The 22,178-nt window shown below is 61.2% G+C and carries 19 protein-coding genes; 8 read left to right on the plus strand and 11 right to left on the minus strand.

The features are described 5' to 3' along the window. Positions 1–150: 150 nt before the first annotated feature. Both rpsI and rplM read right to left on the minus strand, forming a co-directional pair. Positions 151–543: a 30S ribosomal protein S9 gene (gene rpsI / locus ACQ4WL_RS17290; RefSeq protein ID WP_010393285.1), complete on the minus strand. Its 393-nt coding sequence runs from the start codon at positions 541–543 to the stop codon at positions 151–153. Between the two features lie 9 nt (positions 544–552). After that, the gene (gene rplM / locus ACQ4WL_RS17295; protein WP_010393282.1) at positions 553–981 is read right to left on the minus strand and encodes a 50S ribosomal protein L13; all 429 of its coding nucleotides are present in this window, start codon (positions 979–981) and stop codon (positions 553–555) included. Between the two features lie 225 nt (positions 982–1,206). Here rplM and ACQ4WL_RS17300 point away from each other — a divergent pair, with 225 nt between their 5' ends. Beyond that, entirely contained in the window at positions 1,207–1,629 is a 423-nt protein-coding gene (locus ACQ4WL_RS17300; protein ID WP_071079492.1) for an OsmC family protein, read from the plus strand. Between the two features lie 94 nt (positions 1,630–1,723). Here the strand turns inward: ACQ4WL_RS17300 and coq7 are convergent, their stop codons facing one another. Further along, positions 1,724–2,368 (minus strand): 2-polyprenyl-3-methyl-6-methoxy-1,4-benzoquinone monooxygenase, encoded by a 645-nt coding sequence (coq7, locus tag ACQ4WL_RS17305; protein ID WP_436510842.1) that lies wholly within the window; start codon positions 2,366–2,368, stop codon positions 1,724–1,726. Positions 2,369–2,454: 86 nt separating this feature from the next. Continuing rightward, a complete protein-coding gene (locus tag ACQ4WL_RS17310) occupies positions 2,455–2,886 on the minus strand; it encodes a hypothetical protein (protein ID WP_436510843.1) in 432 nt (143 codons plus the stop codon). Between the two features lie 148 nt (positions 2,887–3,034). Here ACQ4WL_RS17310 and ACQ4WL_RS17315 point away from each other — a divergent pair, with 148 nt between their 5' ends. The 4 genes from ACQ4WL_RS17315 to ACQ4WL_RS17330 all read left to right on the plus strand — a co-directional run bounded on the left by ACQ4WL_RS17315 (position 3,035) and on the right by ACQ4WL_RS17330 (position 9,688). After that, positions 3,035–3,814 carry an ABC transporter ATP-binding protein gene (locus ACQ4WL_RS17315; RefSeq protein ID WP_152284302.1) on the plus strand — a complete coding sequence of 260 codons (780 nt, stop codon included), beginning with the start codon at positions 3,035–3,037 and terminating at the stop codon, positions 3,812–3,814. 3 nt (positions 3,815–3,817) lie between these two features. Continuing rightward, entirely contained in the window at positions 3,818–5,014 is a 1,197-nt protein-coding gene (locus ACQ4WL_RS17320) for an ABC transporter permease (protein ID WP_436510844.1), read from the plus strand. 191 nt (positions 5,015–5,205) lie between these two features. Next, positions 5,206–6,099, plus strand: a complete 894-nt coding sequence (locus ACQ4WL_RS17325; RefSeq protein ID WP_076568298.1) for an ABC transporter ATP-binding protein — start codon at positions 5,206–5,208, stop codon at positions 6,097–6,099. A 10-nt stretch (positions 6,100–6,109) separates the two neighbouring features. Then, positions 6,110–9,688, plus strand: a complete 3,579-nt coding sequence (locus ACQ4WL_RS17330) for an ABC transporter permease/M1 family aminopeptidase (RefSeq protein ID WP_436510846.1) — start codon at positions 6,110–6,112, stop codon at positions 9,686–9,688. A gap of 49 nt (positions 9,689–9,737) precedes the next feature. On the opposite strand, the gene ACQ4WL_RS17335 is transcribed toward ACQ4WL_RS17330, so the two are convergent. The 4 genes from ACQ4WL_RS17335 to ACQ4WL_RS17350 form a co-directional block, all read right to left on the minus strand. Further along, on the minus strand, positions 9,738–10,121 hold the full coding sequence (locus ACQ4WL_RS17335; protein WP_436510847.1) for a hypothetical protein: 384 nt from the start codon (positions 10,119–10,121) through the stop codon (positions 9,738–9,740). 176 nt (positions 10,122–10,297) lie between these two features. Continuing rightward, a complete protein-coding gene (locus tag ACQ4WL_RS17340) occupies positions 10,298–11,761 on the minus strand; it encodes a catalase (RefSeq protein ID WP_436510848.1) in 1,464 nt (487 codons plus the stop codon). 93 nt (positions 11,762–11,854) lie between these two features. After that, positions 11,855–12,511, minus strand: coding sequence for a DsbA family protein (locus tag ACQ4WL_RS17345; RefSeq protein WP_436510849.1), 657 nt, complete (start codon positions 12,509–12,511; stop codon positions 11,855–11,857). Between the two features lie 20 nt (positions 12,512–12,531). Then, on the minus strand, positions 12,532–13,401 hold the full coding sequence (locus ACQ4WL_RS17350; RefSeq protein WP_436510850.1) for an MBL fold metallo-hydrolase: 870 nt from the start codon (positions 13,399–13,401) through the stop codon (positions 12,532–12,534). Between the two features lie 214 nt (positions 13,402–13,615). Between ACQ4WL_RS17350 and ACQ4WL_RS17355 the strand changes: the two genes are divergently transcribed. From ACQ4WL_RS17355 to ACQ4WL_RS17365, 3 genes are all read left to right on the plus strand, one after another. Further along, a complete protein-coding gene (locus ACQ4WL_RS17355) occupies positions 13,616–15,067 on the plus strand; it encodes an alkaline phosphatase (protein ID WP_436510851.1) in 1,452 nt (483 codons plus the stop codon). Positions 15,068–15,150: 83 nt separating this feature from the next. Beyond that, positions 15,151–16,536, plus strand: a complete 1,386-nt coding sequence (locus tag ACQ4WL_RS17360; RefSeq protein WP_436510918.1) for an alkaline phosphatase — start codon at positions 15,151–15,153, stop codon at positions 16,534–16,536. 74 nt (positions 16,537–16,610) lie between these two features. Beyond that, positions 16,611–17,348 (plus strand): hypothetical protein, encoded by a 738-nt coding sequence (locus tag ACQ4WL_RS17365; protein WP_436510852.1) that lies wholly within the window; start codon positions 16,611–16,613, stop codon positions 17,346–17,348. Between the two features lie 79 nt (positions 17,349–17,427). Here the strand turns inward: ACQ4WL_RS17365 and ACQ4WL_RS17370 are convergent, their stop codons facing one another. The 3 genes from ACQ4WL_RS17370 to dprA form a co-directional block, all read right to left on the minus strand. Beyond that, positions 17,428–20,094, minus strand: a complete 2,667-nt coding sequence (locus ACQ4WL_RS17370; protein ID WP_436510853.1) for a DNA topoisomerase III — start codon at positions 20,092–20,094, stop codon at positions 17,428–17,430. Positions 20,095–20,467: 373 nt separating this feature from the next. Further along, a complete protein-coding gene (locus ACQ4WL_RS17375; protein WP_034749287.1) occupies positions 20,468–20,932 on the minus strand; it encodes a Smg family protein in 465 nt (154 codons plus the stop codon). Positions 20,933–21,026: 94 nt separating this feature from the next. Next, complete coding sequence (dprA, locus tag ACQ4WL_RS17380) at positions 21,027–22,139, minus strand: DNA-processing protein DprA (RefSeq protein ID WP_436510854.1); 1,113 nt, start codon at positions 22,137–22,139, stop codon at positions 21,027–21,029. Between the last annotated feature and the right edge of the window lie 39 nt (positions 22,140–22,178).

The following is a 22,178-nucleotide window of genomic DNA, read 5'->3' on the forward strand; positions in this document are numbered from 1 at the left end:
AGATTGCATAAAGATAGGGGAAACGCTACCCCTGTGGGTTTTCCGCGTATTTTACAGCGCAACGGCGCATCCCGCTGAAATGCAAAAAAGCCGCAGGACCGAAGTCCAGCGGCTTTTCGACCAGCACCCGAAGGTGCTGTAGCGTAGAAATTAACGCTTCGAGAATTGCTTTGCGCGACGTGCTTTGCGCAGACCAACTTTTTTACGCTCGACTTCACGTGCATCGCGGGTAACGAAGCCGGCTTTCGCCAGTTCCGGTTTCAACGCTGCATCGTAGTCGATCAGAGCGCGGGTGATGCCGTGACGAACTGCACCAGCCTGGCCCGACTCACCGCCGCCATGGACGTTGACTTTGATGTCGAAACGCTCGACATTGCCGGTCAGTTCCAGTGGTTGACGGATGACCATCAGACCCGTTTCGCGCGAAAAGTATTCGTTTGCTGGTTTGCCGTTAACAACGATCAAGCCTGTGCCAACTTTGATAAAAACCCGAGCCACTGCACTTTTGCGACGGCCGGTTCCATAATTGTAATTACCGATCATGTCAGTTCCTTAGAGAACAAGTGCTTTAGGTTGCTGAGCAGCGTGCGGATGGGAACCTTCCGCGTACACTTTCAGCTTCTTGATCATTGCGTAGCCGAGTGGGCCTTTAGGCAGCATGCCCTTGACCGCTTTCTCAAGCGCGCGACCTGGAAAACGCTGTTGCATTTTCTGGAAGTTGGTTTCGTAGATGCCGCCTGGATAACCAGAGTGACGGTAGTAAATTTTCTCAGTAGCTTTGGTACCGGTCACACGCAGTTTGCCTGCGTTGATGACGACGATAAAGTCGCCGGTATCGACGTGAGGAGTAAATTCTGGTTTGTGTTTGCCGCGCAGTCGGAGTGCCACTTCGCTGGCAACACGTCCGAGGACTTTGTCCGTCGCGTCAACCACGAACCAATCGCGCTGGACTTCATGTCCTTTAGCGGAAAATGTTTTCATGTTGACTTCCTAATAGATTACACGCTCAAATGGTGGTTCCGACTATGCTGCTATGCGGACTCTGCCTTATTTACTTTTCCTGAGCGAACGGAAAGCCGACAAGTATAAGCGGCTTTGCCTTGCCGCGTCAAGCCACGATGCAGACCCGCTGCGGGCTGGCGGGCGGCACATGGACAGGCATTCCTCTATTACAATACAAAACGCTTACAATTTTCGGAGAGTACGATGGAATGCAAAGTCAGCTGGAATGGCCCGTCGGGCATGAGTTTTCGGGCAGAAACCGGTTCCGGCCACCTGGTGACCATGGATGGCGCGCCCGATGGCGGCGGCCACAACCTGGCGCCACGCCCCATGGAAATGGTCTTGCTGGGCACGGGCGGCTGCACTGCCTATGACGTGGTGCTGATCCTGAAACGCGGGCGCGAAGCCGTCAGTGGCTGCGAAGTGACCCTGAAGGCCGAGCGTGCCGACACCGACCCGAAAGTGTTTACCAAGATCCACTTCCACTTCACCGTACGGGGCAAGGCCCTGAAACCGACGGCAGTGGAACGGGCCGTTACTTTGTCACACGACAAATATTGCTCGGCATCGATCATGCTGGCCAAGACAGCGGAAATCACCCATTCCTTCGAAATCATCGAGGAGTAGGTCGGGTAGGTCGGATTAGCGCGCCAGCGCGTAATCCGACAACACCATTGACGTCAACAATATTGTCGGATTACGGCCTGCGGCCTAATCCGACCTACAGGTAATACGCCGTCTTCGTCATCACTTTGCCCATGATGCCCATCAGCGCCTTCACCGGCGCCGGGGTATCGATGGCGCCCAGGCGCTGGGCGGCGGCGCCGTGTTCCACTTCATCGATGGCCATCTGCTTGACGATGGCGCGCGACTTGGCGTCCTGCGGCGGCAATTGCTGCAAGTGGCTGGCCAGGTGCGCTTCCACCTGGCGCTCCGTTTCCACCACAAAACCCAGGCTGCGGCCGTCACCCATGCGCGCGGCAATGGTGCCCAGCGCAAAGGAACCCGCGTACCACAGGGGATTGAGCAGGCTCAGACGCGAGCCCAGCTCCGTCAGGCGCTGCGCCGTCCAGGCCAGGTGGTCTTCCTCTTCGCGTCCCGCTTCATCGAACTGGGCGCGGATGGCCGGGCTGTGCGCATAGCGCGCCTGCGAGTTGTACAGGGCTTGCGCGCACACTTCTCCCACATGGTTGACGCGCATCAAGCCGGCGCTGTGGCGCTGCTCGGCCGCGCTCAGCTCGGCATCGGGCGCGTGCGCAGCCGGCGAGGGGCGCGAGGCCGAAGCCACGCCCGCGATGACGCGCAGGGCCTTGTCGGCGCCAACAATCAAACGATCCAGGGGGGCAAAATATCGGTTCGCGGTCATCGTGGCTATTCAGGTAAAGGGAAAACATGAATTATAGGACGATCGGGGCCAGCCGTCCCCACACCGTGCGCAGGCTGAACCGGGCTTTATTGACCTGTGCGCGCTTTTTCCTGCTCGATCCAATCGACCACGGGACCGACGGCGTCCAGGCCGGACAGACTTTTCGCCACGCCCAGGTTCAGTGAAACCAGGAAGGAAATGCTGTCGACGGGGATGTCCGGGCAGTGCTCTGCAAACGCGGCGAGAAAACGCTCCGATTGCAGCACGCGCAAGACTTTCTCGCCGCTCATGAATTGCAGCACGCTAGCGATGCTGTGCCCGCCACCGATCGAGTGATAAATAAACCGGTTGTACCTGGCGTCGATCTGCTTGAAATCGAGGGTTTCTTCCGTCATCAAGCCAGCCAGGTAGTACAAGCCCAGGCTGACGCGGAAGAAACCAATGGCTTCGACACTGGTCATGCCGGCGCGCGCCACGGCCAGTACTTTGTCCTGCATTGCCTGATCGATCGTTTGCATTGCGCTCTCCCGCGCCGTCCGCCGGCGCCCACCGGGCCAGCTTGCATGAAGATACTGTTTTTTTCAATAGACCAAACGATATTTCCATCTTGCAAGTTACATTTTTTGCATGCTACTCTCGTTCTTCACCGTTGAATGGATGAAACACATGATTGAGGTCAAACACCTGGCAAAACGTTTCCGCATGCCGCCCCACAAGGGCAAGGCCGTGCACGTCAGCGATCCGCGCGAACACGATGGCTGGTTCCACGCCGTGCGCGACGTCAGTTTCAGCTGCGCCCCGGGCGAAGTGCTGGGCCTGCTGGGCCCGAATGGCGCCGGCAAGACCACTACCCTGCGCCTGCTGTCGACGGCCTTGCAAGCGGATGCGGGCAGCGCCCTCGTCAACGGCGTCGATGTGCTGCAGCAACCGCTGGTGGCGCGCCAGAGCATCGGTTTCCTGTCCGGTTCGACGGGGCTGTATGGCCGCCTGACGGCGCGCGAGAACGTCGAATACTTTGGCCGCCTGCATGGCATGCCGGCCGACAAGTTGAAACGCCGCTGCGACGAGCTGTTTGCCCTGCTGCAGATGGAGGAATACGGCGGTAAGCGGGCCGATCAGTTGTCGACGGGCATGAAACAGAAGTGCGCGATCGCCCGCACCGTCGTGCATGAGCCGCAAGTGGTGATCCTCGACGAGCCGACCACGGGCCTGGACGTGATGTCGGCCAAGATCCTGCTCGACTTCATCGCCAGCTACAAGGCGCTGCGCGTGCCGCTGATCTTTTCCACGCACCATCTGCACGAGGTGGAAAAGCTGTGCGACCGGGTCTGCATCATCAACCGCGGCACCACCGCCTTCAATGGCACGGTCAACGAACTGCGCCACCTGGGCGGCAGCGCGGACTTGTACGATGCCTTTGTCAGCGTCATCAACCAGGGAGCCTGAACCATGTGGACCATTTATCTGAAAGAATTGCTGGAACTCACGCGCGACCGCAAGACGCTGATTTTCACCATCCTTATCCCCATCTTTGCCATGCCGCTGATCTTTGGCGGCTTCGCTTATGTTTCAAGCAATATGTTCAAGAACGCCAAGACGGCGGAAATGCGCTACGCCCTGTTCGGCAAGGAGCATTCGCCGGGCTTGAGCGCGCGCTTTGCCCAGCAACACAATCTGCGCGAAGTGCCGCTGGCCAGCGAGGCCGACATCCGCCGCGCCATCGGCGACGACAGCATCAAGTTTGCCGTCGTCATTCCGCCCCAGTTTGAAGAGGCGTTGCAGCAACAGCAGCAAGCCAAAGTAGTGCTGCACTACAACAGCGCCAGCACCGTCGACGTGACCCAGCAGCGGGTGCGCGAGATCGTCGAGACGTATAACGCCAGCCTGCGCGAAGGGGCGCTGTCGGCGCTGAACCTGAGTCCGGCCCAGCTGGCCTTTGCCCTGCACCCCATCGTGCTCGACAAGCAGTCGACGGCCAACGAGCGCGAGCAGATGGGTGCCATCGTCGGCGGCATGCTGCCCTACCTGCTGCTGATGGTGTGCCTGACGGCAGCCATGTACCCGGCCATCGACCTGGGCGCCGGCGAAAAGGAGCGGGGCACCCTGGAAACCCTGCTGCTGGCGCCCGTGCCGCGCAGCGCCATCGTGCTGGCCAAGTTCCTCGTGCTGTTTACCGTCGGCATGACCTCGGCCGTGCTGATGGTCGGCAGCATGGGCGCCCTGCTGGCCATTTTCGGCAGTTCCCTCGAAGGCAACATGGCCGTCATGGTGCGCAGCATCGGCTTGCCTGACCTGGCCATGGTGACCCTGATGCTGGTGCCGACGGCCGCCATCTTTGCCTCGCTGTTGCTGTCGATCTCGATCTACGCGAAAAGCTACAAGGAAGCGGCCGGCATGATCACGCCATTGATGCTGTTTGTCATCCTGCCCACGGTGGCGGCCATGCTGCCCGGCGTCGAGCTGAACTGGATGTGGGCCATGGTGCCGCTGACGAATGTGTCGCTGGCCATGAAGGAGCTGGTGAAAGGCACCATGGATTACCGCATGTTCGGCGTGATCCTCGCTTCGACCACGGTGATCGCGGGTGCGCTGCTGATGCTGTGCCGCTGGTGGTTTAACCGGGAATCGGTACTCTTCCGTAATTGATCGTTACGCGGCGCGCCAGCGGGGCAAAACAGTCCCCGCTATGGCGCGCCATCCACCCCGCCCATCTGCACTCTGGGTACGCGAAAATGCCGTGTATCGCATGCAACTGCCCAGTATGTCTTAAATTCAATACAATGCCAGCATAGAGTAGCCCTGCAGCATCGGGCAGCAACGCATGAGTTAGGAGTTGTATGGAATTGCAGATCCGTAAATTGTCGAAGACCTACGCGAATGGCGTGGTGGCGCTGGATAACGTGTCGCTGACGATACCGCCCGGGATGTTTGGCTTGCTGGGCCCGAATGGCGCCGGCAAGTCGACCCTGATGCGCACCCTGGCCACCCTGCAGGAATGCGATTCCGGCTCCATCTTCTTCGGCGACTATGACGTGCTCGACGACAAGGACGAGGTCCGCCGCATGCTGGGCTACCTGCCGCAAGACTTCGGCCTGTACCCGAAAGTGACGGCTTACGAGCTGCTCGACCACTTCGCCACCTTGAAAGGGCTGTCGCAACGGGCGCGCCGGCGCGAAGTCGTCGATGGCCTGTTGCAGCAAACCAACCTGTTCGACGTGCGCCACCAGCGCCTGGGCAGCTTTTCCGGCGGCATGCGCCAGCGCTTCGGCATCGCGCAAGCCCTGCTGGGCGACCCGAAACTGATCATTGTCGACGAGCCGACGGCCGGCCTCGACCCGCAGGAAAGAGTCCGCTTCCATAATCTGCTGTCCGACATCGGCGAAGACAAGACGGTGATCCTGTCGACCCACATCGTCTCCGACGTGGCCGACCTGTGCGCCAACATGGCCATCATCAACAAGGGCCATTTGCTGCTGTGCGGCAAGACCCAGGAACTGATTGACGAAGTCAGCTGCAAGATCTGGGCGCGCTTTGTCGAAAAGAAGGAACTGGCCAGCTTCCAGCAGCGCCACGCCGTCATTTCCACGCGCTTGCTGTCGGGCCGCACCCTGATCCACGTCTACAGCGACGATGATCCGGGCGACGGCTTCGAGGAAGCCATCGGCGACCTGGAAGACCTGTATTTCGCCACCATTGCCGGGCGCCACCGCGTCGCCCCGCAGTGCGACTGAGGGGGCGGCCATGTTTGCCATCGCCCGCTTTGAAGCGCGACAGCGGCTCAAGCTGCTGTCCACCTGGGTGTATTTCGCCATGTTTTTGGCCCTGGCCATGCTGTGGATGGCCGCCGCCGGCGGCGTCTTCAAGGAAGCGAGCATCAGTTTTGGCGGCAAGTTCCTGATCAACGCGCCCCGCTCGCTGGCGTTCACGTGCAGCCTGCTGGGCTGCTTCGGCGCCGTGGTGGTGGCCGCCATGATGGGCCGCTCGGTGCAGCAGGATTTCGAGTACGGCATGCAGCATTTCTTCTTCAGCGCGCCGATCAAAAAATACCAGTATGTATTTGGCCGCTTCCTGGGCGCCTATCTGGTGCTGGCCGTGGTGTTTTCCAGCATCGTCATCGGTGCGTGGCTGGGCGCCTGGCTGCCCGGCATCGACCCGGAAAGGCTGGGCCCGCAACGGGCGCTGGCCTACCTGATGCCGTATGTGTTTACCTTGCTGCCGAACCTGTTCATCTTCGGCGCCATCTTCTTCGTCATCGCCGCCCTGACGCGGCGCATGCTGCCCGTGTACATCAGCTCGGTAGTCATGCTGATCGGCTACCTGGTGGCACCCTCGCTGGCGCGCGACCTCGACTACAAGACCCTGGCCGCCCTGATCGACCCCTTCGGCACCACGGCGCTGATACGCCTGACGGAATACTGGCCGAATGCGGAGCGCAACACGCGCCTGGTGACCCTGGAGGGCGTGTACCTGCTGAACCGCGCCATTTGGTCCGGCTTCGCCCTGGTGGCCTTGCTGCTCGGCTACTGGCGCTTCCAGTTCCACGCCACGACGGACGCGGGCGCCGGCAAGCGCCGCAGCGACGGAGACGTGCCGCTGCGCCTGTCGAACGCCTCGCTGTCCACGCAGGAAACACCGGACTTCGCGCAGCGCAACCTGGCCGCCCTGCTCGTCAAGATGAGCTGGCTGAACCTGCGCGAAACCATCAAGAACATCTATTTTGTCGTCATCGTGCTGGCCGGCGTGCTGACCATGTATGGCGGCGCGCTCGACATGGGCTCCATGTATGGCACGAATACCTATCCGGTGACGGAAAAGGTGCTGGACATGGTCAGCGCCTCGTTCGCCCTGTTCATGCTGATCATTACCACCTTCTACGCGGGCGAGCTGGTATGGCGCGAACGCGAGGCGGGGACGCACTTGATGCTCGACGCCCTGCCCGTGCCGAACTGGCTGCCCCTGCTGTCGAAGCTGTTTGCGCTGATCGGCCTGCAAGCACTGCTGAGCCTGGCCATCATGCTGTGCGGCATGTCGATCCAGGTCTTCAAGGGCTATTACCGCCTCGACCCTGGCCTGTACCTGGAATCGCTGTTCCTGTCACACCTGCCGCATTACGCGCTGATCGCCGTGCTGGCCATCTTTTTGCAGGTATTGATCAATCACAAGTACCTGGCGTATTTCGCCATGATTCTGTACCACATCGCCAGCATCAGCTTTTCCTCGTTGGGCCTGGGCGACCCGCTGCTGCTGTACGGCAACACGCCGGACTTCATCTATTCAGCCATGAACGGCGCCGGCCACTATGTGTTGCGCGAGCGCTGGTACTTGCTGTACTGGAGCGGCGCGGCGGTCATGCTGACGGTGCTGTCCTTGCTGTTCTGGCCGCGCGGCGCGCAGGACAGCTGGCGCATCCGATTGCGCCTGGCGCGCCACGGCCTGACGCAAGGCGTGCTGGCCAGTTTTGCCGGCGGCGCCCTGCTCTTCGTCGGCGCTGGCGCCGTGCTGTTCTATGTCTTCCACGTGGCCAACGATTACAAATCCGAATTCGCCCGCGATGCGGACCGCGCCAGCGTCGAGCGCCAGTACCGCAAGTTTGCCGCCACGCCGCAGCCGAGAATCACCGACGTGAAACTCGACGTGGCCATCTACCCGGCGCAGCGCACCCTGGCCGTCACGGGCCGCTATGTGCTGCAAAACAAGACCAGCCTGCCGATCAGCCACATTTTTGTGCAGCAAGACCCCACGTCCACCATGCGGCTGCGTTTCGATGCGCGCGTGCATCCCGGCCTCGATGACGGCAAGCTGGGCTTTTACAGCTACCGCCTGGCAGCGCCGCTGGCGCCGGGCGCCAGCCTGGGCCTCGATTTCGACGTTCGCTACGCGCCGCGCGGCATCTTCGGCCTGGGCCAGGACACGCCCGTAGTCGCCAATGGCACCTTCTTCACGAATGCCGTGCTGCCGCACATCGGCTACCAGCCGCAGCTGGAATTGACGGACCCGCGCGACCGCAAGAAACACGGCTTGCCCGCGCGCGAACGGGCCTTGCCGCGCGACGATGCACGGGGGCTAGCCGACAATTACGTCAGCAACGACGCCGACCGCATCAACTTTGACGCCACCGTCAGTACCGTCGACGGCCAGACAGCCATCGCGCCGGGCATGCTCGACAACGACTGGATCGCCAAGGGCCGCCATTACTTCCATTACACGATGGAGCAGCCTATCCTGAATTTTTACGCGTTCCAGTCGGCCCGCTACGCCGTCAAGCACGAGCGCTGGCAAGACGTGGCCATCGACGTGTACTACCATCCTGGCCATGAATACAACCTCGATCGATTCGTGCGCGGCAGCAAGGAAGCGCTCGAGTACTACACGAAAAACTTCGGCCCCTACCAGCACAAGGTCTTGCGCATCGTCGAATTCCCCCGCTACGCCACGTTTGCGCAATCGTTCCCGAACACGATTCCGTACTCGGAAGGGCTGGGCTTCATCGCCAGGGTGGACGACAAGAACCCGAAGGACATCGACTATCCGTTCTACGTCACGGCGCATGAAGTGGCGCATCAGTGGTGGGCGCATCAATTGGTCGGCGGCAACACGCGCGGCGCTACCGTGCTCAGCGAAACCCTGGCCGAATACTCGGCCCTGATGGTGATGAAGAAAACCGTGGGACCGGCCAAGATGCGCCGCTTCCTGCGCTATGACCTGAATCAATACTTGATGGGGCGCAGCGAAGAGCGCAAGAAGGAACTGCCGCTAGCCGAGAATGAAAACCAGGCCAACATCCACTACCACAAAGGCAGCCTGGCCATGTACTTGCTGCAAGACATCATCGGCGAAGACAAGGTCAACGGCGTGCTGCGCGAGCTGCTCAAGACCCATGGCCAGAAAGGCCCGCCGTATGCCAGCGTGACGGCCCTGATAGCTGGCTTGCGCCAGGTCACGCCACCCGAGCAGGCTTACCTGATCGACGATCTGTTCGAGAAAATCGTGCTGTTCGACAACCGCGCCCTGTCGGCTACGGCCACGAAACGCAGCGATGGCAAATACGCCGTCACCCTCAAGGTGCAGGCGAGCAAATTGACGGCCGGTGAACAGGGAGAGGAGCACGACGCGCCCCTGCACGACTGGATCGAGATCGGCGTCGACGATGCGAATGGCCATCCGCTGCTGCGCGAACGCCTGCACATGACGGCGCGTGAAGCGAGCTACACCGTCATCGTCGGCAGCCGGCCCGGCAAGGCGGGCATCGATCCCGACAACAAGCTGATCGACCGCAAGCCGGATGACAATATGGTCACCGTCGAGCTCGAAGAAGCGTGACGAAAAATGGCTGCCTTATTGGGCGGCCATTTTTTCAGTGTCGCAGATATCAGACCGCAGCGGAACGCGTCACCAGACTCAGGCTGATGCCCATTTCCGTCAGGTGCTGCATGTCGGACAGGCTCAGGTCCAGTGGCGCGCCCTCCGTATCGTCACCATTCAACTCCAATTGCAACTCGGCCACGATGCGCGGCATGGTGAACGTGACGCCGCGTGAGCGGCATTCGGCCAGGTAGCTGCGTATGCGCGAGGGCAACACTTGCGACTTGGGCGCCTGCGCGATCAGCACTTCGAAGCCGGAATCGAGATGCACGCGATTCGCGCCCTTCGCCTCGCCCTTGCGCCATTGCCGTTCCGGATCGGTGGGCAAGACTTCCAGGATGGATTTGAGCGTGGGGTCGTCCCCATGCACCGACAGCTTCACCATATTCATATTGCAAGACTTTCTAGTCAGGACGCCGCCAGGAAGACGGTGCGATCATCAGACCGACAAGTCTACGCATGGAAGGCAAATATGTCCATACGGCAATATTTGCAATATTTGATATCCGGCTCTAGTTTGTGCTGCATCAAACAGGCGGAACGGGATAGGTCCGCCTGCAACATACACTACAGCGCCACAGCGCGTGCCTGCAAGGCTGCCCGCACGCCGGCGCCGTAGGCCGGGTCGGCCTGGTCGAAGTGGCCCAACTGGCGCTGCAAGGTTTCCGCGCGCACCTGGCTCAGTGGTCCGGCCAGGTTGTCGAACAGGTTCTGTTTCGCCTGATCGGACATCAGACGAAACAGATTGCCGGCCTGCGTAAAGTTATCTTCCACGCCGCGTCCATCGTAGCGCGCCGCGCCGCCATCGAGTGCCAGCGCCCCCTCGCCATGGCCCAGGCCTTGCGGCTGCGTGCCTGCCGCCGCCACGTTCGCATAATTGCGCGCCGCACCGCCATTGTTGATCGCCATGCCGCCGTCGCGCTGCTGGTTGTGGAAGGGGCAGCGGGCCGCATTCACGGGCAGATGCTGGTGGTTCGTGCCGACCCGGTACAGCTGGGCGTCGTGATAGGCGAACAGGCGGCCTTGCAGCATCTTGTCCGGAGAGTATCCCATGCCGGGCACGGCGTTGGCAGGTGAAAAGGCCGCCTGCTCGACTTCCGCGTGGTAATTGTCCGGGTTGCGGTTCAGCTCGAAAATACCCACCGGCAAGAGCGGGAAGTCCGCATGCGGCCACACTTTCGTCAGGTCGAACGGGTTCCAGCCCGTGCGCTGCTCCCATGCATCGAGCTGCTCCTGCGTCGCCACCTGCAGCTTGACTTCCCACTGCGGGAAGTCGCCGCGTTCGATGGCGCCGAACAGGTCGCGCTGGGCGTAGTCGGGGTCAAAACCGGCCAGGCGGCCCGCTTCCGCCGCAGGCAGATTCCTGATGCCCTGACGCGTCTTGAAATGCCATTTCACGTACACGCGCTGGCCGTCGGCATTGATCAGGCTATACGTGTGGCTGCCGAAGCCATCCATGTGGCGGTAGCCGTCCGGCGTACCGCGGTCGGAGAACAGCATGGTGACCTGGTGCAAGCTTTCCGGCGCATGGCTCCAGAAGTCGAACATCATTTCGGCCGATTTCAAATTGCTTTGCGGATCGCGTTTTTGCGTGTGGACGAAATCGGGGAACTTGATCGGGTCCTTGATGAAGAACATCGGTGTGTTGTTGCCGACCAAATCCCAATTGCCCTCTTCCGTATAGAAACGCACGGCGAAACCGCGCGGATCGCGTTCCGTATCGGCACTGCCGCGTTCGCCACCGACCGTGGAAAAGCGCGCGAAAGTCGCCGTCTGCTTGCCCACTTCGGCAAACAATTTGGCCTTGGTGTAGGCGGAAATATCGTGCGTGACGGTAAAGGTGCCGTAGGCACCCGAGCCTTTCGCGTGCACCACACGCTCGGGAATGCGCTCGCGGTTGAAATGCTGGAGTTTTTCGATCAGGTGAAAGTCTTGCAGCAGCAGCGGGCCACGGGGGCCGGCGCTGAGGGAATTCTGGTTGTCGGCGACGGGGATGCCCGAGGCGGTACTGAATGGTGGCTGTTGGCGCATGACTGCTTTTCCTTCGTTGTTGACTGATGGAAGCAGTGTAACGAGGTCGACAACAAAGGAAAAGCTAATTGATTTTATTGAAGTGATAGATATTTACAATGAATAACCGTGGGCGTCGCATACGCCGCCCAGCTGCGCCTGCAACTTCGCCGGCTGGCCCAACAAGTTCCCGATATCGATCACGGACAGCTTGCCGCTGCCATCGTCGAGCACGAACGTGGGAAAGCCCTGCCCGCCCACCTGCGCCAGCAAGGCGCGGCTGGCATCGATGTGCTGCTGCGTGGCGGTGCCGGCCTGCCGCGCATATTCCGTTTGGAATGCAGCGCCATCCATGCCCAGCTCTTGCGCCAGCGCCAGCAGCACGGGCAAGTCGGCGATGCGCAAGCCATCGACGTAATGGGCGCGCTGCACGCGCTGCAGCATGTCGAGGCCCTTGCCGGCCAACACTTCAGCCGCCAGGATGGCCGTAATCGGCGGGTCGGAATCCATCATGGCCGTGGTGTCGTTCAGCAAGCCATTCACGTAGGCGTCGCCGAAGGGCTGGCCAGACAATTGCTCGATGCGCCGGTCATGCGGCAGCACATAGCCGCGCCATTCGGGCGTGATCTGGCGGCGATTGCTGCCCGTCATCATGCCGCCGCCGTGGAACGCCACCGTCAGGCCGGGCACGGCGCGCGCCGCCTCAAGCAGCGGCGCGGCGCCGTAGCACCAGCCGCACAGAGGATCGAAAATGTAGTGCAGTGTGGGCATGATGGCCTCCTTGTTAGCGCTTACCATTTCATTTCACCCTTGGCCACTTTCGCGCTGGTGTCCAAAGCGCCATCGAGGCCCAGGCTCGGGTAGTGCTGTTTCATGGCCTCGATCAGGGCGGCCGAATTGGCGGCCTTGGCCGTTTCCGCTTCGAACGTCACCAGGTAGTCGCGCGTAAAGCCGATGCTGTCGGGCGTCAGGGGCGAACCCACCTTGAAGTGACCGGGCACGACGGTCACAGGTTTCAAAGCGGCAATGCCGTCGAGCGTCTTGAGCCAGTCCTGGCGCGATTGCGCGCTTTGCGTATCGGCCGTCCACACGTGCAAGTTGCCAAACAGCACCACGCCGCCGACGACGGCCTTGATCGATGGAATCCACACATAGGTGCGCGCTGGCGTCGGGCCGGCGATGTCCAGCGACTGGCCTTCCAGGACGATGCGCTTGCCCGTCAACGCTTCGGGAATGACGATGCTGTGCGGCGCATTGTCTTTCAGGATCGGTCCCCAGTAGGCGACCTTGGCGTCAGCCTTGCGGCGGATTTCCTCCACCGTTGCCAAAGTGGCGACGATTTTTGCCTGCGGGAACGCTGCCTTGATCACGTCGAGGCCAAAGTAAAAATCGGGGTCGCTGTGGCTGACGTACACGGTCGTCAGTTTCTTGCCGCTGGCGCGGATCTTTTCCACCAGCTTTTGCGCTTCGGCGCGCGAAAATTGTGCATCGATCAGCACGGCGTCATGCTTGCCCGCGACCAGCACGGAAGCGACGGGGAAGATGGCCGCTTCGCCCGGGTTGAAGACTTCCAGGGTCAGGGGCGCGCTGGCGGCGGCCGAGGCGGCGCCGGCGGCAAACAGGGTGGAAACAAGAACGCTGCTGATGGATTTGGAGAACATGATGTGCCTTCACAAAAATGATTGGGATGACTGCATCTTACGTTGCTAAATCCGGTAGAAAAACCCGTTAAAGCGCAATAGTTTGTTGCTTAATCCGATGCAATAGGTGACAGCGCGACTCTCGGCCCCTTTGCGATTGATGTCACAGCGTCATGATGACGTCACATTGGATTGTTATCTTGCTAGCTCTTTCAAACCTAGCCGGATGAACCACATGACACGCAGAAAAATTTCCGTCGCTGGCTGCAGCGTCGCCATCACCCTGATGCTGGCCGCCTGCGGCAGCGACGCAAAAAAAGAAGAGGTAGTGGCTGAAGCCCCGCCGAAAAACGTCATCTTCTTCCTCGGCGATGGCATGGGCCTGACCACCATGACAGCCGCGCGCATCTATTCGGTGGGCGAAGACGGTGCGCTGACCATGGACACGCTGCCGGAAACGGCCTTCGTCAAGACGTTCTCGAACGACGCGCAAGTCACCGACAGCGCGCCATCGATGGCCGCCTACATGACCGGCGTCAAGATGAACAATGAAGTCATCTCGATGTCGGCCAACACGCTCGCCGTCGATCCGGGCACGGATGCCAACGGCAACAAGCTGGTCAACAAATGCGGCACCGGCAACGGCACGCCCGCCACCACCCTGCTGGAACTGGCCAAGGCCAAGGGCTTTGCCGCCGGCGTGGTCAGCACGGCGCGCGTGACGCACGCCACGCCGGCCGCGACCTACGCGCACATCTGCCACCGCGACCTGGAAAACGATATCGCCGCGGCCCTGGTGCCGGGCGGCACCGGCTACAACAGCGCGCTGGGCACCACCGGCCTGGACGTGGTCCTCGGTGGCGGTGCACAATTCTTCAAGCCGTTCAAGGATGGCGGCAAGCGTTCCGACGGCCGCGACCTGCTGGCCGAACTGAAAGCGAAAAGCTACACGGTCGCCAACAATGCCACCGACTTCAAGGCCGTCGATGCGGCCAAGACCGACCGCTTGTTCGGCGTATTCACCTCCAGCCACATGAGCTACGACCTGGACCGCGATGCGGCCAAGGAACCTAGCCTGGCGGAAATGACCACCAAGGCCATGGACGTCCTGACCAAGAACAAGAAGGGTTACTTCCTGATGGTCGAAGGCGGCCGCATCGACCATGCGCTGCACGAAACCACGGCCAAGAAGGCCCTGCAAGACACCGTTGCTTTTGACAACGCCATCAAGGCCGCCATCGAAAAAGCCAAGCTCACCGATCCGACCCTGGCCAATACCCTGATCGTCGTCACGGCCGACCATGACCACACCCTGGTGCTGAACGGCTACGCCAAGCGCACGGGCAAGACGGCTGCCGGCAACCCTGGCGTGCTGGGCGTGGTGAAGAACTACGTCACCGGTGCGGTCGAGAAAGACCTGGATGGCGCACCGTATTCGATCATCGGCTTCGGCAATGGCGAAAACCGCACGCAATCGAGCCGCGCCGCCATGGCCAGCCTCGATGAAACCGTCACCAGCGCCAATACCTACCATCAGGAAGCGGTGATCCGCACCGCGGCCGGCAACGAAACCCACGGCGGCACCGACGTCTTCCTGGGTGCCATCGGCAAGGGTTCGGACACCTTCCTGGGCACCATCGACAACACCAAAGTATTCGGCCTGGTCAAGACCGCCGGCGGTCTGTAATCCCCAAGAGACAAGAATTGGACAAGCACATGAAATTCACCTTGAAACCCGTTGCATCGAAACCCGCCGCACTGAAATCGGCCCTGAAACTCTCCTTGCTGACCACGCTCGTGGCCGCCAGCGTTGCCAGCGCCTACGCCGCCGACGCCAAGAACGTCATCTTCTTCCTCGGCGACGGCATGGGCCCGTCCGTCGTGACGGCGTCGCGCATCTACAAATACGGCGAAGACGGCAGCCTGACGATGGACACGCTGGAACGCACGGCGCGCATCAAGACGTTCTCGAACGATGCGCAAACGACGGACAGCGCGCCATCGATGGCTGCCTACATGACCGGCGTCAAGATGAACAATGAAGTCATCTCGATGGCGCAGGACACGATCGCCAAAGAGCCGGGCCGCGACGCCAACGGCAACCTGGGCGTGGACAACTGCCCGGCCGGCGGCAAGAGCGTGCCGACCATCCTGGAACTGGCGAAAGCCAAGGGCAAGGCCGTTGGCGCCATCACCACCACGGAATTGACGCACGCCACGCCGGCGACGACTTTCTCGCACATCTGCAACCGCAATGCGCAATACGCGATCGCCGCGCAAACGGCGCCAGGCGGCACTGGCTACAACACGGCCCTGGGCGATGGCGTCGATGTGCTGATGGGTGGCGGCCGCAACCATTTCACGCCTTGGTCGGCAAGCAACAAGTATGGCCGCGCCGATGGCCGCAACCTGTTGACGGAATTTGCCGCCAACGGCTACACCGTGGCCGCGACGAAAGCGGAAATGGCGGCAGCGACTAGCGGCAAGAAGTTCATCGGCCTGTACAGCACCCGCAGCCACCTGGAATATGAACTGGACCGTACGGCCACGCCACCGCTGGGCGAAGGCGCGACCCAGCCTAGCCTGTCGGAAATGACGCTCAAAGCCATCGACTTGCTGTCGAAAAACGCGAACGGCTACTTCCTGATGGTCGAAGGCGGCCGCATCGACCACGCCTTGCATGGCACCAATGCCAAGCGCGCGCTGGTCGACACCATCGCCTTCGACGACGCCATCAAGGCCGCCATCGCCAAGATCAAGGAAACCGACCCGACCCTGGCCAACACCCTGATCGTCGTCACGGCTGACCATGACCACACCCTGGCCTTCAACGGTTATGGCAAGCGCGGCAACAATATCCTCGACATCAACCGCGGCTACAAGGATAACCAGCCAAGCAAGGATGCCGATGGCAATACCTACACCACCTTGGTGTTCGGCAATGGCCCGAACCGCCCTGCCCTGCGCAGCAACGTCGACAGCGCCACGGCCCTGAAAGATAATTACCTGCAAGAAACAGGCGTACGCCTGGCCAGCGAAACCCACGGCGGCGGCGACGTCAAGCTGCTGGCCACGGGCGCCGGCGCCAAGACCTTCAAGGGCACGCTGGACAACACCAAGGTGTTTGACTTGCTGAAGGCGGCTTTCGGCTTCTGATCCACATCAACACGGTAACCCCACCGGGGCGGATGGCGTATGCCCTCCGCCCCTCTGCACGTAAAGGCAACACCATGAAATCGTCCCTGATCGCCGTCCTCCTTGCCGCCGGCTTTGCCGCCAGCGCCCAGGCCGCTCCTGCCACTCCTTCCGCCCCTGCCGACCTGGACCTGGGCATCACCTATTACAGCCGCGTCCTGACGCCGGAAGGCGTGACACGCGAGAGCCGCTACGAAGAAAAGATGCTGCGCCGCCCCGGCCACGTGTGGGTCGAGCGCGTGCTGGCGCCGTCGACCGACGCGCATGCGGGCCACAAGCATGGCGACAACACCAAGGTGGCATTGAAAACGTCGAGCGCGGCCACGCAGCATGAACACAAGCACTTCAATCCCGTGCTGATACCGCGCCACGTGATGCTGGAAAAGAATACCGTACGCGTGGAATACATCGATGCGCATGACAAGATCGTCGTCGCCATCCCCAAGGCCGAATACGAAAACGTCAATTTCGACGGCTCCTGGGAAAACAGTTTTTATCTGCTGGACCCGAAACTGGTGGCCGCCATGCCGCTGTCGAAACAGGCATCGAACGTGACGGGCGCGCGCTGGCGCGAAGTGGAAAAGAATGGCGTGTTCCAGCGCATCCTGTGGGATGAGCAAAAGCAGATTCCCCTGATCATCGAGAGCGGCGACCGCGCGAATACCTTCTATCGCCGGGTCGACGTCAAGCTGCAACCCACCGTCAGCAAGGCGCAGCCGTGGGCGAATCTGCAAAACTACGCGCAGCGCGAGTATTCCGACTACCTGGACTAAGCGCCAAGCTAGCGCCAGGCAGCATCGGGACGTAAAAAAAGCCAGGGAAATCCCTGGCTTTTGTCTGCCTGGCGCCGGATTACTCCGCCGCTGCCGCTTTCTTTGCCGGCGCCTTCCTGGCGGCCGGCTTTTTCACGGCCGCCGCTTTCTTGGCTGGCGCCTTTTTGACGGCTGCCGCTTTCTTGACGGCCGTTTTCTTCGCTGGCACCGCGCCTTCTTCGCCTTCGACCTCGGTCGCTGCCGCTTTGGACTTGGCGCCAGGCTTGGCCTTGCGCTCTTCAAACTCGAAGCTCACCTTGCCATCCTTGCCGCGCACGAGGAAAGCCTTGAACGGGCGACGGGTACGCTGGGAAACAAAGCCTGGCAGCAAGTCCGTCTTGCCATCGTTGAGCAGTTTCGCCATTTGTTCCGGCAAGATTTCCTGCTGCAAGATGATGCGGCCGCTGCGGAAGTCGCATGTCTTCGGCTTGGCCATGCTGTGTTCGCACACATAGGCCAGGCCCATTTCATACACGCCGGCGTTGCACTTGGGGCAAGGTCCCACAGGCGTCTGGCCCGTGAAATCGACGCCTTCGCCATCTTCGCTCTCGTCGTTCTGGCCGAAATCGAATTCCAGCTTGCAGTTCTTGATCTCTTCATCGCGCACGATGCGCAGGATGGCGGCGAACGGACGGCCCATCTTCGAACGGAAGCCTTGCAGCGGGCCGATGGTGCGGTCCTTCAGCAATTGTTCCACTTCGGCGATTTCGAACTGGCGCGAACCTGGCGTCTTGCTCATCGAGAATTCGCACTTGGTGCAGGCGAAACGACGATAGTTTTCCTTCACTACGCCGCTGCAATTCGGGCAGGGCGTTTCCAATGTAGCGTAGTCGCCGGGAATGGTGTCGTTGTCGTATTCCTTGGCGCGCTTGACGATGATTTGCGTCATCTGCGCGATTTCACGCATGAATTCTTCGCGCGAAATCTTGCCTTTTTCCATCTGCGACAGCTTGTATTCCCACTCGCCGGTCAGCTCCGGCGCCGTCAATTCGTTGACGCCCAGGCCTTTGAGCAAGGTCATCAGCTGCGATGCCTTCGCCGTCGGAATCAGTTCGCGGCCTTCGCGGATCAGATAGCGTTCCGTCAGCAAGCCCTCGATGGTGGCCGCGCGCGTCGCCGGGGTTCCAAGACCCTTGCCAGCCATCGCATCGCGCAACTCGTCGTCGTCGATCAGCTTGCCAGCGCCTTCCATGGCCGACAGCAACGTCGCCTCGGTATAGCGCGCTGGCGGCTTGGTCACCAGGCCGTTGGCGTTGACGCTTTCGGTCTGCACTTTTTCGCCCTTGGCCACCGGCACCAGGTTGCCGTTGCCATTGCTTTCCTTGTCGGCGTCCGTCGACGCTTCCTTGCCGTAGATGGCCAGCCAGCCCGGATTGGTCATGACCTTGCCTTCAGTCTTGAACTGATGGCCGGACACTTCCGTGTAGCGCGTGGTGACCTGGAATTCCGCAGGCGGGAAGAACACGGCCATGAAACGGCGCGTGACCAGGTCGTACAATTTTTGTTCCGGTTCGGACAAATTCTTCGGCGCGATCGTCGTCGGGATGATCGCGAAGTGATCCGAGATCTTCGTGTTATCAAAAATACGCTTGTTCGGCTTGACCCAGCCCTTGTCGACGATCTGCTTGGCGAACTGGTGGTAGTTGCTGTTTTCCTTGACCGTTTCCAGCGCCTGCAGCACGGTCGGGATGTAGTCTTCCGGCAGGTGGCGCGAATCGGTACGCGGATACGTCAATACCTTGTGCTTTTCATACAGCGCCTGGGCCAGGCCCAGGGTGTTCTTGGCCGAGAAGCCGAAACGCGAGTTCGCTTCGCGCTGCAAACTGGTCAGGTCGAACAGGCCCGGCGCCATCGAGGTGGTCGGTTTCGATTCTTCCGTGACGATGCCCTGGCGGCCGCGACAGGCAGTGGCGATCGAGTCGGCAGCCGTCTTGCTCCACAGGCGCTCGGCGCGCTTCTCGGGATCGTTTTCGTCCTTCTTGAACTTCGTGTCGAGCCAGCGGCCTTCATAGATACCGGCCGCGCAAACGAATTCGGCGCGCACTTCCCAGAAGTCGCGCGGCACGAATTTCTTGATCTTGTCTTCGCGTTCAACGACGATCGAGAGCGTTGGCGTCTGCACGCGGCCCACGGTGGTCAGATAGAAGCCGCCTTCTTTCGAATTAAACGCCGTCATGGCACGCGTACCATTGATGCCGATCAACCAATCGGCTTCCGAACGGCAGCGAGCCGCGTCCGCCAGCGGCAGCATTTCTTCATCGCTGCGCAGGTGCGAGAAACCGTCGCGGATGGCGCCCGGCGTCATCGACTGCAGCCACAGGCGCTTGACCGGTTGCTTGGCCTTGGCGTTTTGCGCGATCAGGCGGAAAATCAGCTCGCCTTCGCGCCCCGCATCGCATGCGTTGATGAGGGTGGTAACGTCTTTGCGTTTGATCAGCTTGTTTAATACTTTGAGGCGCGCTTCCGTCTTGGCGATCGGGTTCAGCGCGAAATACGGTGGAATCATCGGCAAGTGCGCGAAACTCCATTTGCCGCGCTTCACGTCGAATTCTTCCGGTACGGCGATCTCCAGCAAGTGGCCGACCGCCGACGACAGGACGTATTCATCCGATTCAAAGTACTCATCGTGCTTGGTGAAGCCGCCAAGCGTCTTCGCGATATCGTTCGCGACAGAAGGCTTCTCGGCGATGATGAGGGTTTTTGTCATATTTTGTGGTCTCGAAAAATGCTCTAGGATAGTTTCAGCATGCGCATCATACAGTGCATTGCCAGGCCCCGACGCTTTTGTCTGCGCAAGGCCGTGTGACTTGTGGTCTTGTCAAGCGGCCAATGATAAGCGCCTATTGAAGAATTCGGCAAGTTATCTGCAAGCAAGAATGCGCAGGCGCAAACACAATGGGCTGGCGTGCGCGCTGGTGCAGTACATAGTAAAGGGGATGGCGCGGCAGCGGCGCCATTGTCGGACCAACGGCTGCGGTGGCAGCCAGCAAGACAGCATAAAAATGTTCAGGGCAAGGCGCAGCGTCGCAGACAGTACGCTCGTACGGCAAGACGCTGTAACGCCGCCATGCACATTTTTATTAGTGTAGCAGGCGGGGAGGCAGGTCTTCGTCGTCTACAAACAAGTCGTCGAACATCAGGGCATCCGGTTCCTTGCCCTGGCTCCACAGCAGCATTAGCACGATGACTTTCAGCTTGCCCAGCGAAACGGGCGCCTCGTCGAGCGCCAGCGCCCGTTCGATGACGATTTCACGCTGCAGCGGCGAGAGCACCTTGGCGCTTTCCAGGAACTGGATGAAACCGATGGCGGCCGTGCCCAGCACGTCGCTTTCCTGCTGCACATAGAAACGCGTGCCTGTGGAGCTGGCCGTCAGGGTTTGCTCGACACCGGCCATGGCGTTCAAGTCCGTCAGCCAGACCAGCGCTTCGGAAATCTCCACGTCGTCGAAACCGACGGCCGACAGTTTGCGCGCCAGGACTGCCGGCTCGGGGCAGGCGTCGGGGCGATAGTAAGTCTCGTAGAGGTACACCAGGATATCGAACATGGCTCTACTCTATCAGCTAAGTTCGCTGCGACACAAGGGTGTGCGCCGACAAAGCGCGCCCGTGCGGCAAGGCCGCCACACAAGTGACAGGCTGTCATTTGCAGCGTTGAAACAGTCCTCCCGGCAAGCGTTCAAGCAGGCCCGCCAGCTCCAGCGCCAGCAACTCCCCCATCAGCGCGCCCATGGCCAGGCCGCTGCGCGCGGCAAGAGTATCGGCATCGAGGGGATCGTGGCCCAGCGCAGCCAGCAGCGGCGTATCCACGGGCGCCGCATCCTGCGCCGCCGGCATGTCCGCCGGCAGCCCCAGCCAGGACAATTCCTGCAGCACGTCATCGGCCGACTCGACCAGCTTGGCGCCCTGCTTGATGAGCGCATGGCAACCCTTGGCCAGGGTGGCATGGATGGAACCGGGCAAGGCATACACATCGCGCCCCTGCTCGCCGGCCAGGCGCGCCGTAATCAATGAACCCGATTGCGCCGCCGCCTCGATCACCAGCACACCGCGCGCCAGACCGCTGATCAGCCGATTGCGACGCGGAAAGTTACCGGGCATGGCCGGCAAGCCCAGCGCGTACTCGCTGACGATGCAACCCTGTTCGGCAATTCTTTGCGCCAAATCAAGGTTGCGTCGCGGATACACCAAATCGGCGCCCGTGCCGATCACGGCCACGGTGGCGCCCGCGCCGCGCAAGCCGCCCTCGTGCGCATGCGTGTCGATGCCCAGCGCCAGCCCGGAAATGATGGTCAAGCCCGCCGCGCTGAGGGCGTGCGCAAAAGCGGCCGCATTCTGCATGCCCTGTGCGCTGGCATTGCGGCTGCCGATGATCGCCACGCCGGGACGCGACAGCAGTTCCGCCCGCCCCCGGACATATAACAACAGCGGTGGATCGGCGATTTCTAGCAGTAGGGGCGGATACGCGGCGTCGGCCAGAGTCAGCACGGCATTGCCGGGCCGCTGCAACCACTGCAGGGTGAGCGCCAGCTGGCTGTTGGCCACCGGTTTGGGCGGTTGCACGATGGCACGCGCCACGCTGGCCGGCACCACCTCGCGCAAGGCCTCGAACGGCGCGGCGAAGATTTTCGGCGGCAAGCCGAAGCGGGCCAGCAAGGCGCGCGCCGCCACCGGCCCCACGCCGGGCAGATGCTGCAGGCGCAGCCAGCCCGCCAATTCCGTGGCCGTGTCTGCCGTCGTTGCAAGTGCATGCATGACAACCTCACTGTGTACTGTGCCCTCTCATGCTAGCGC

The sequence above is a fragment of the Janthinobacterium kochi genome (genome assembly GCF_051380715.1).
Classification (GTDB): domain Bacteria; phylum Pseudomonadota; class Gammaproteobacteria; order Burkholderiales; family Burkholderiaceae_D; genus Janthinobacterium.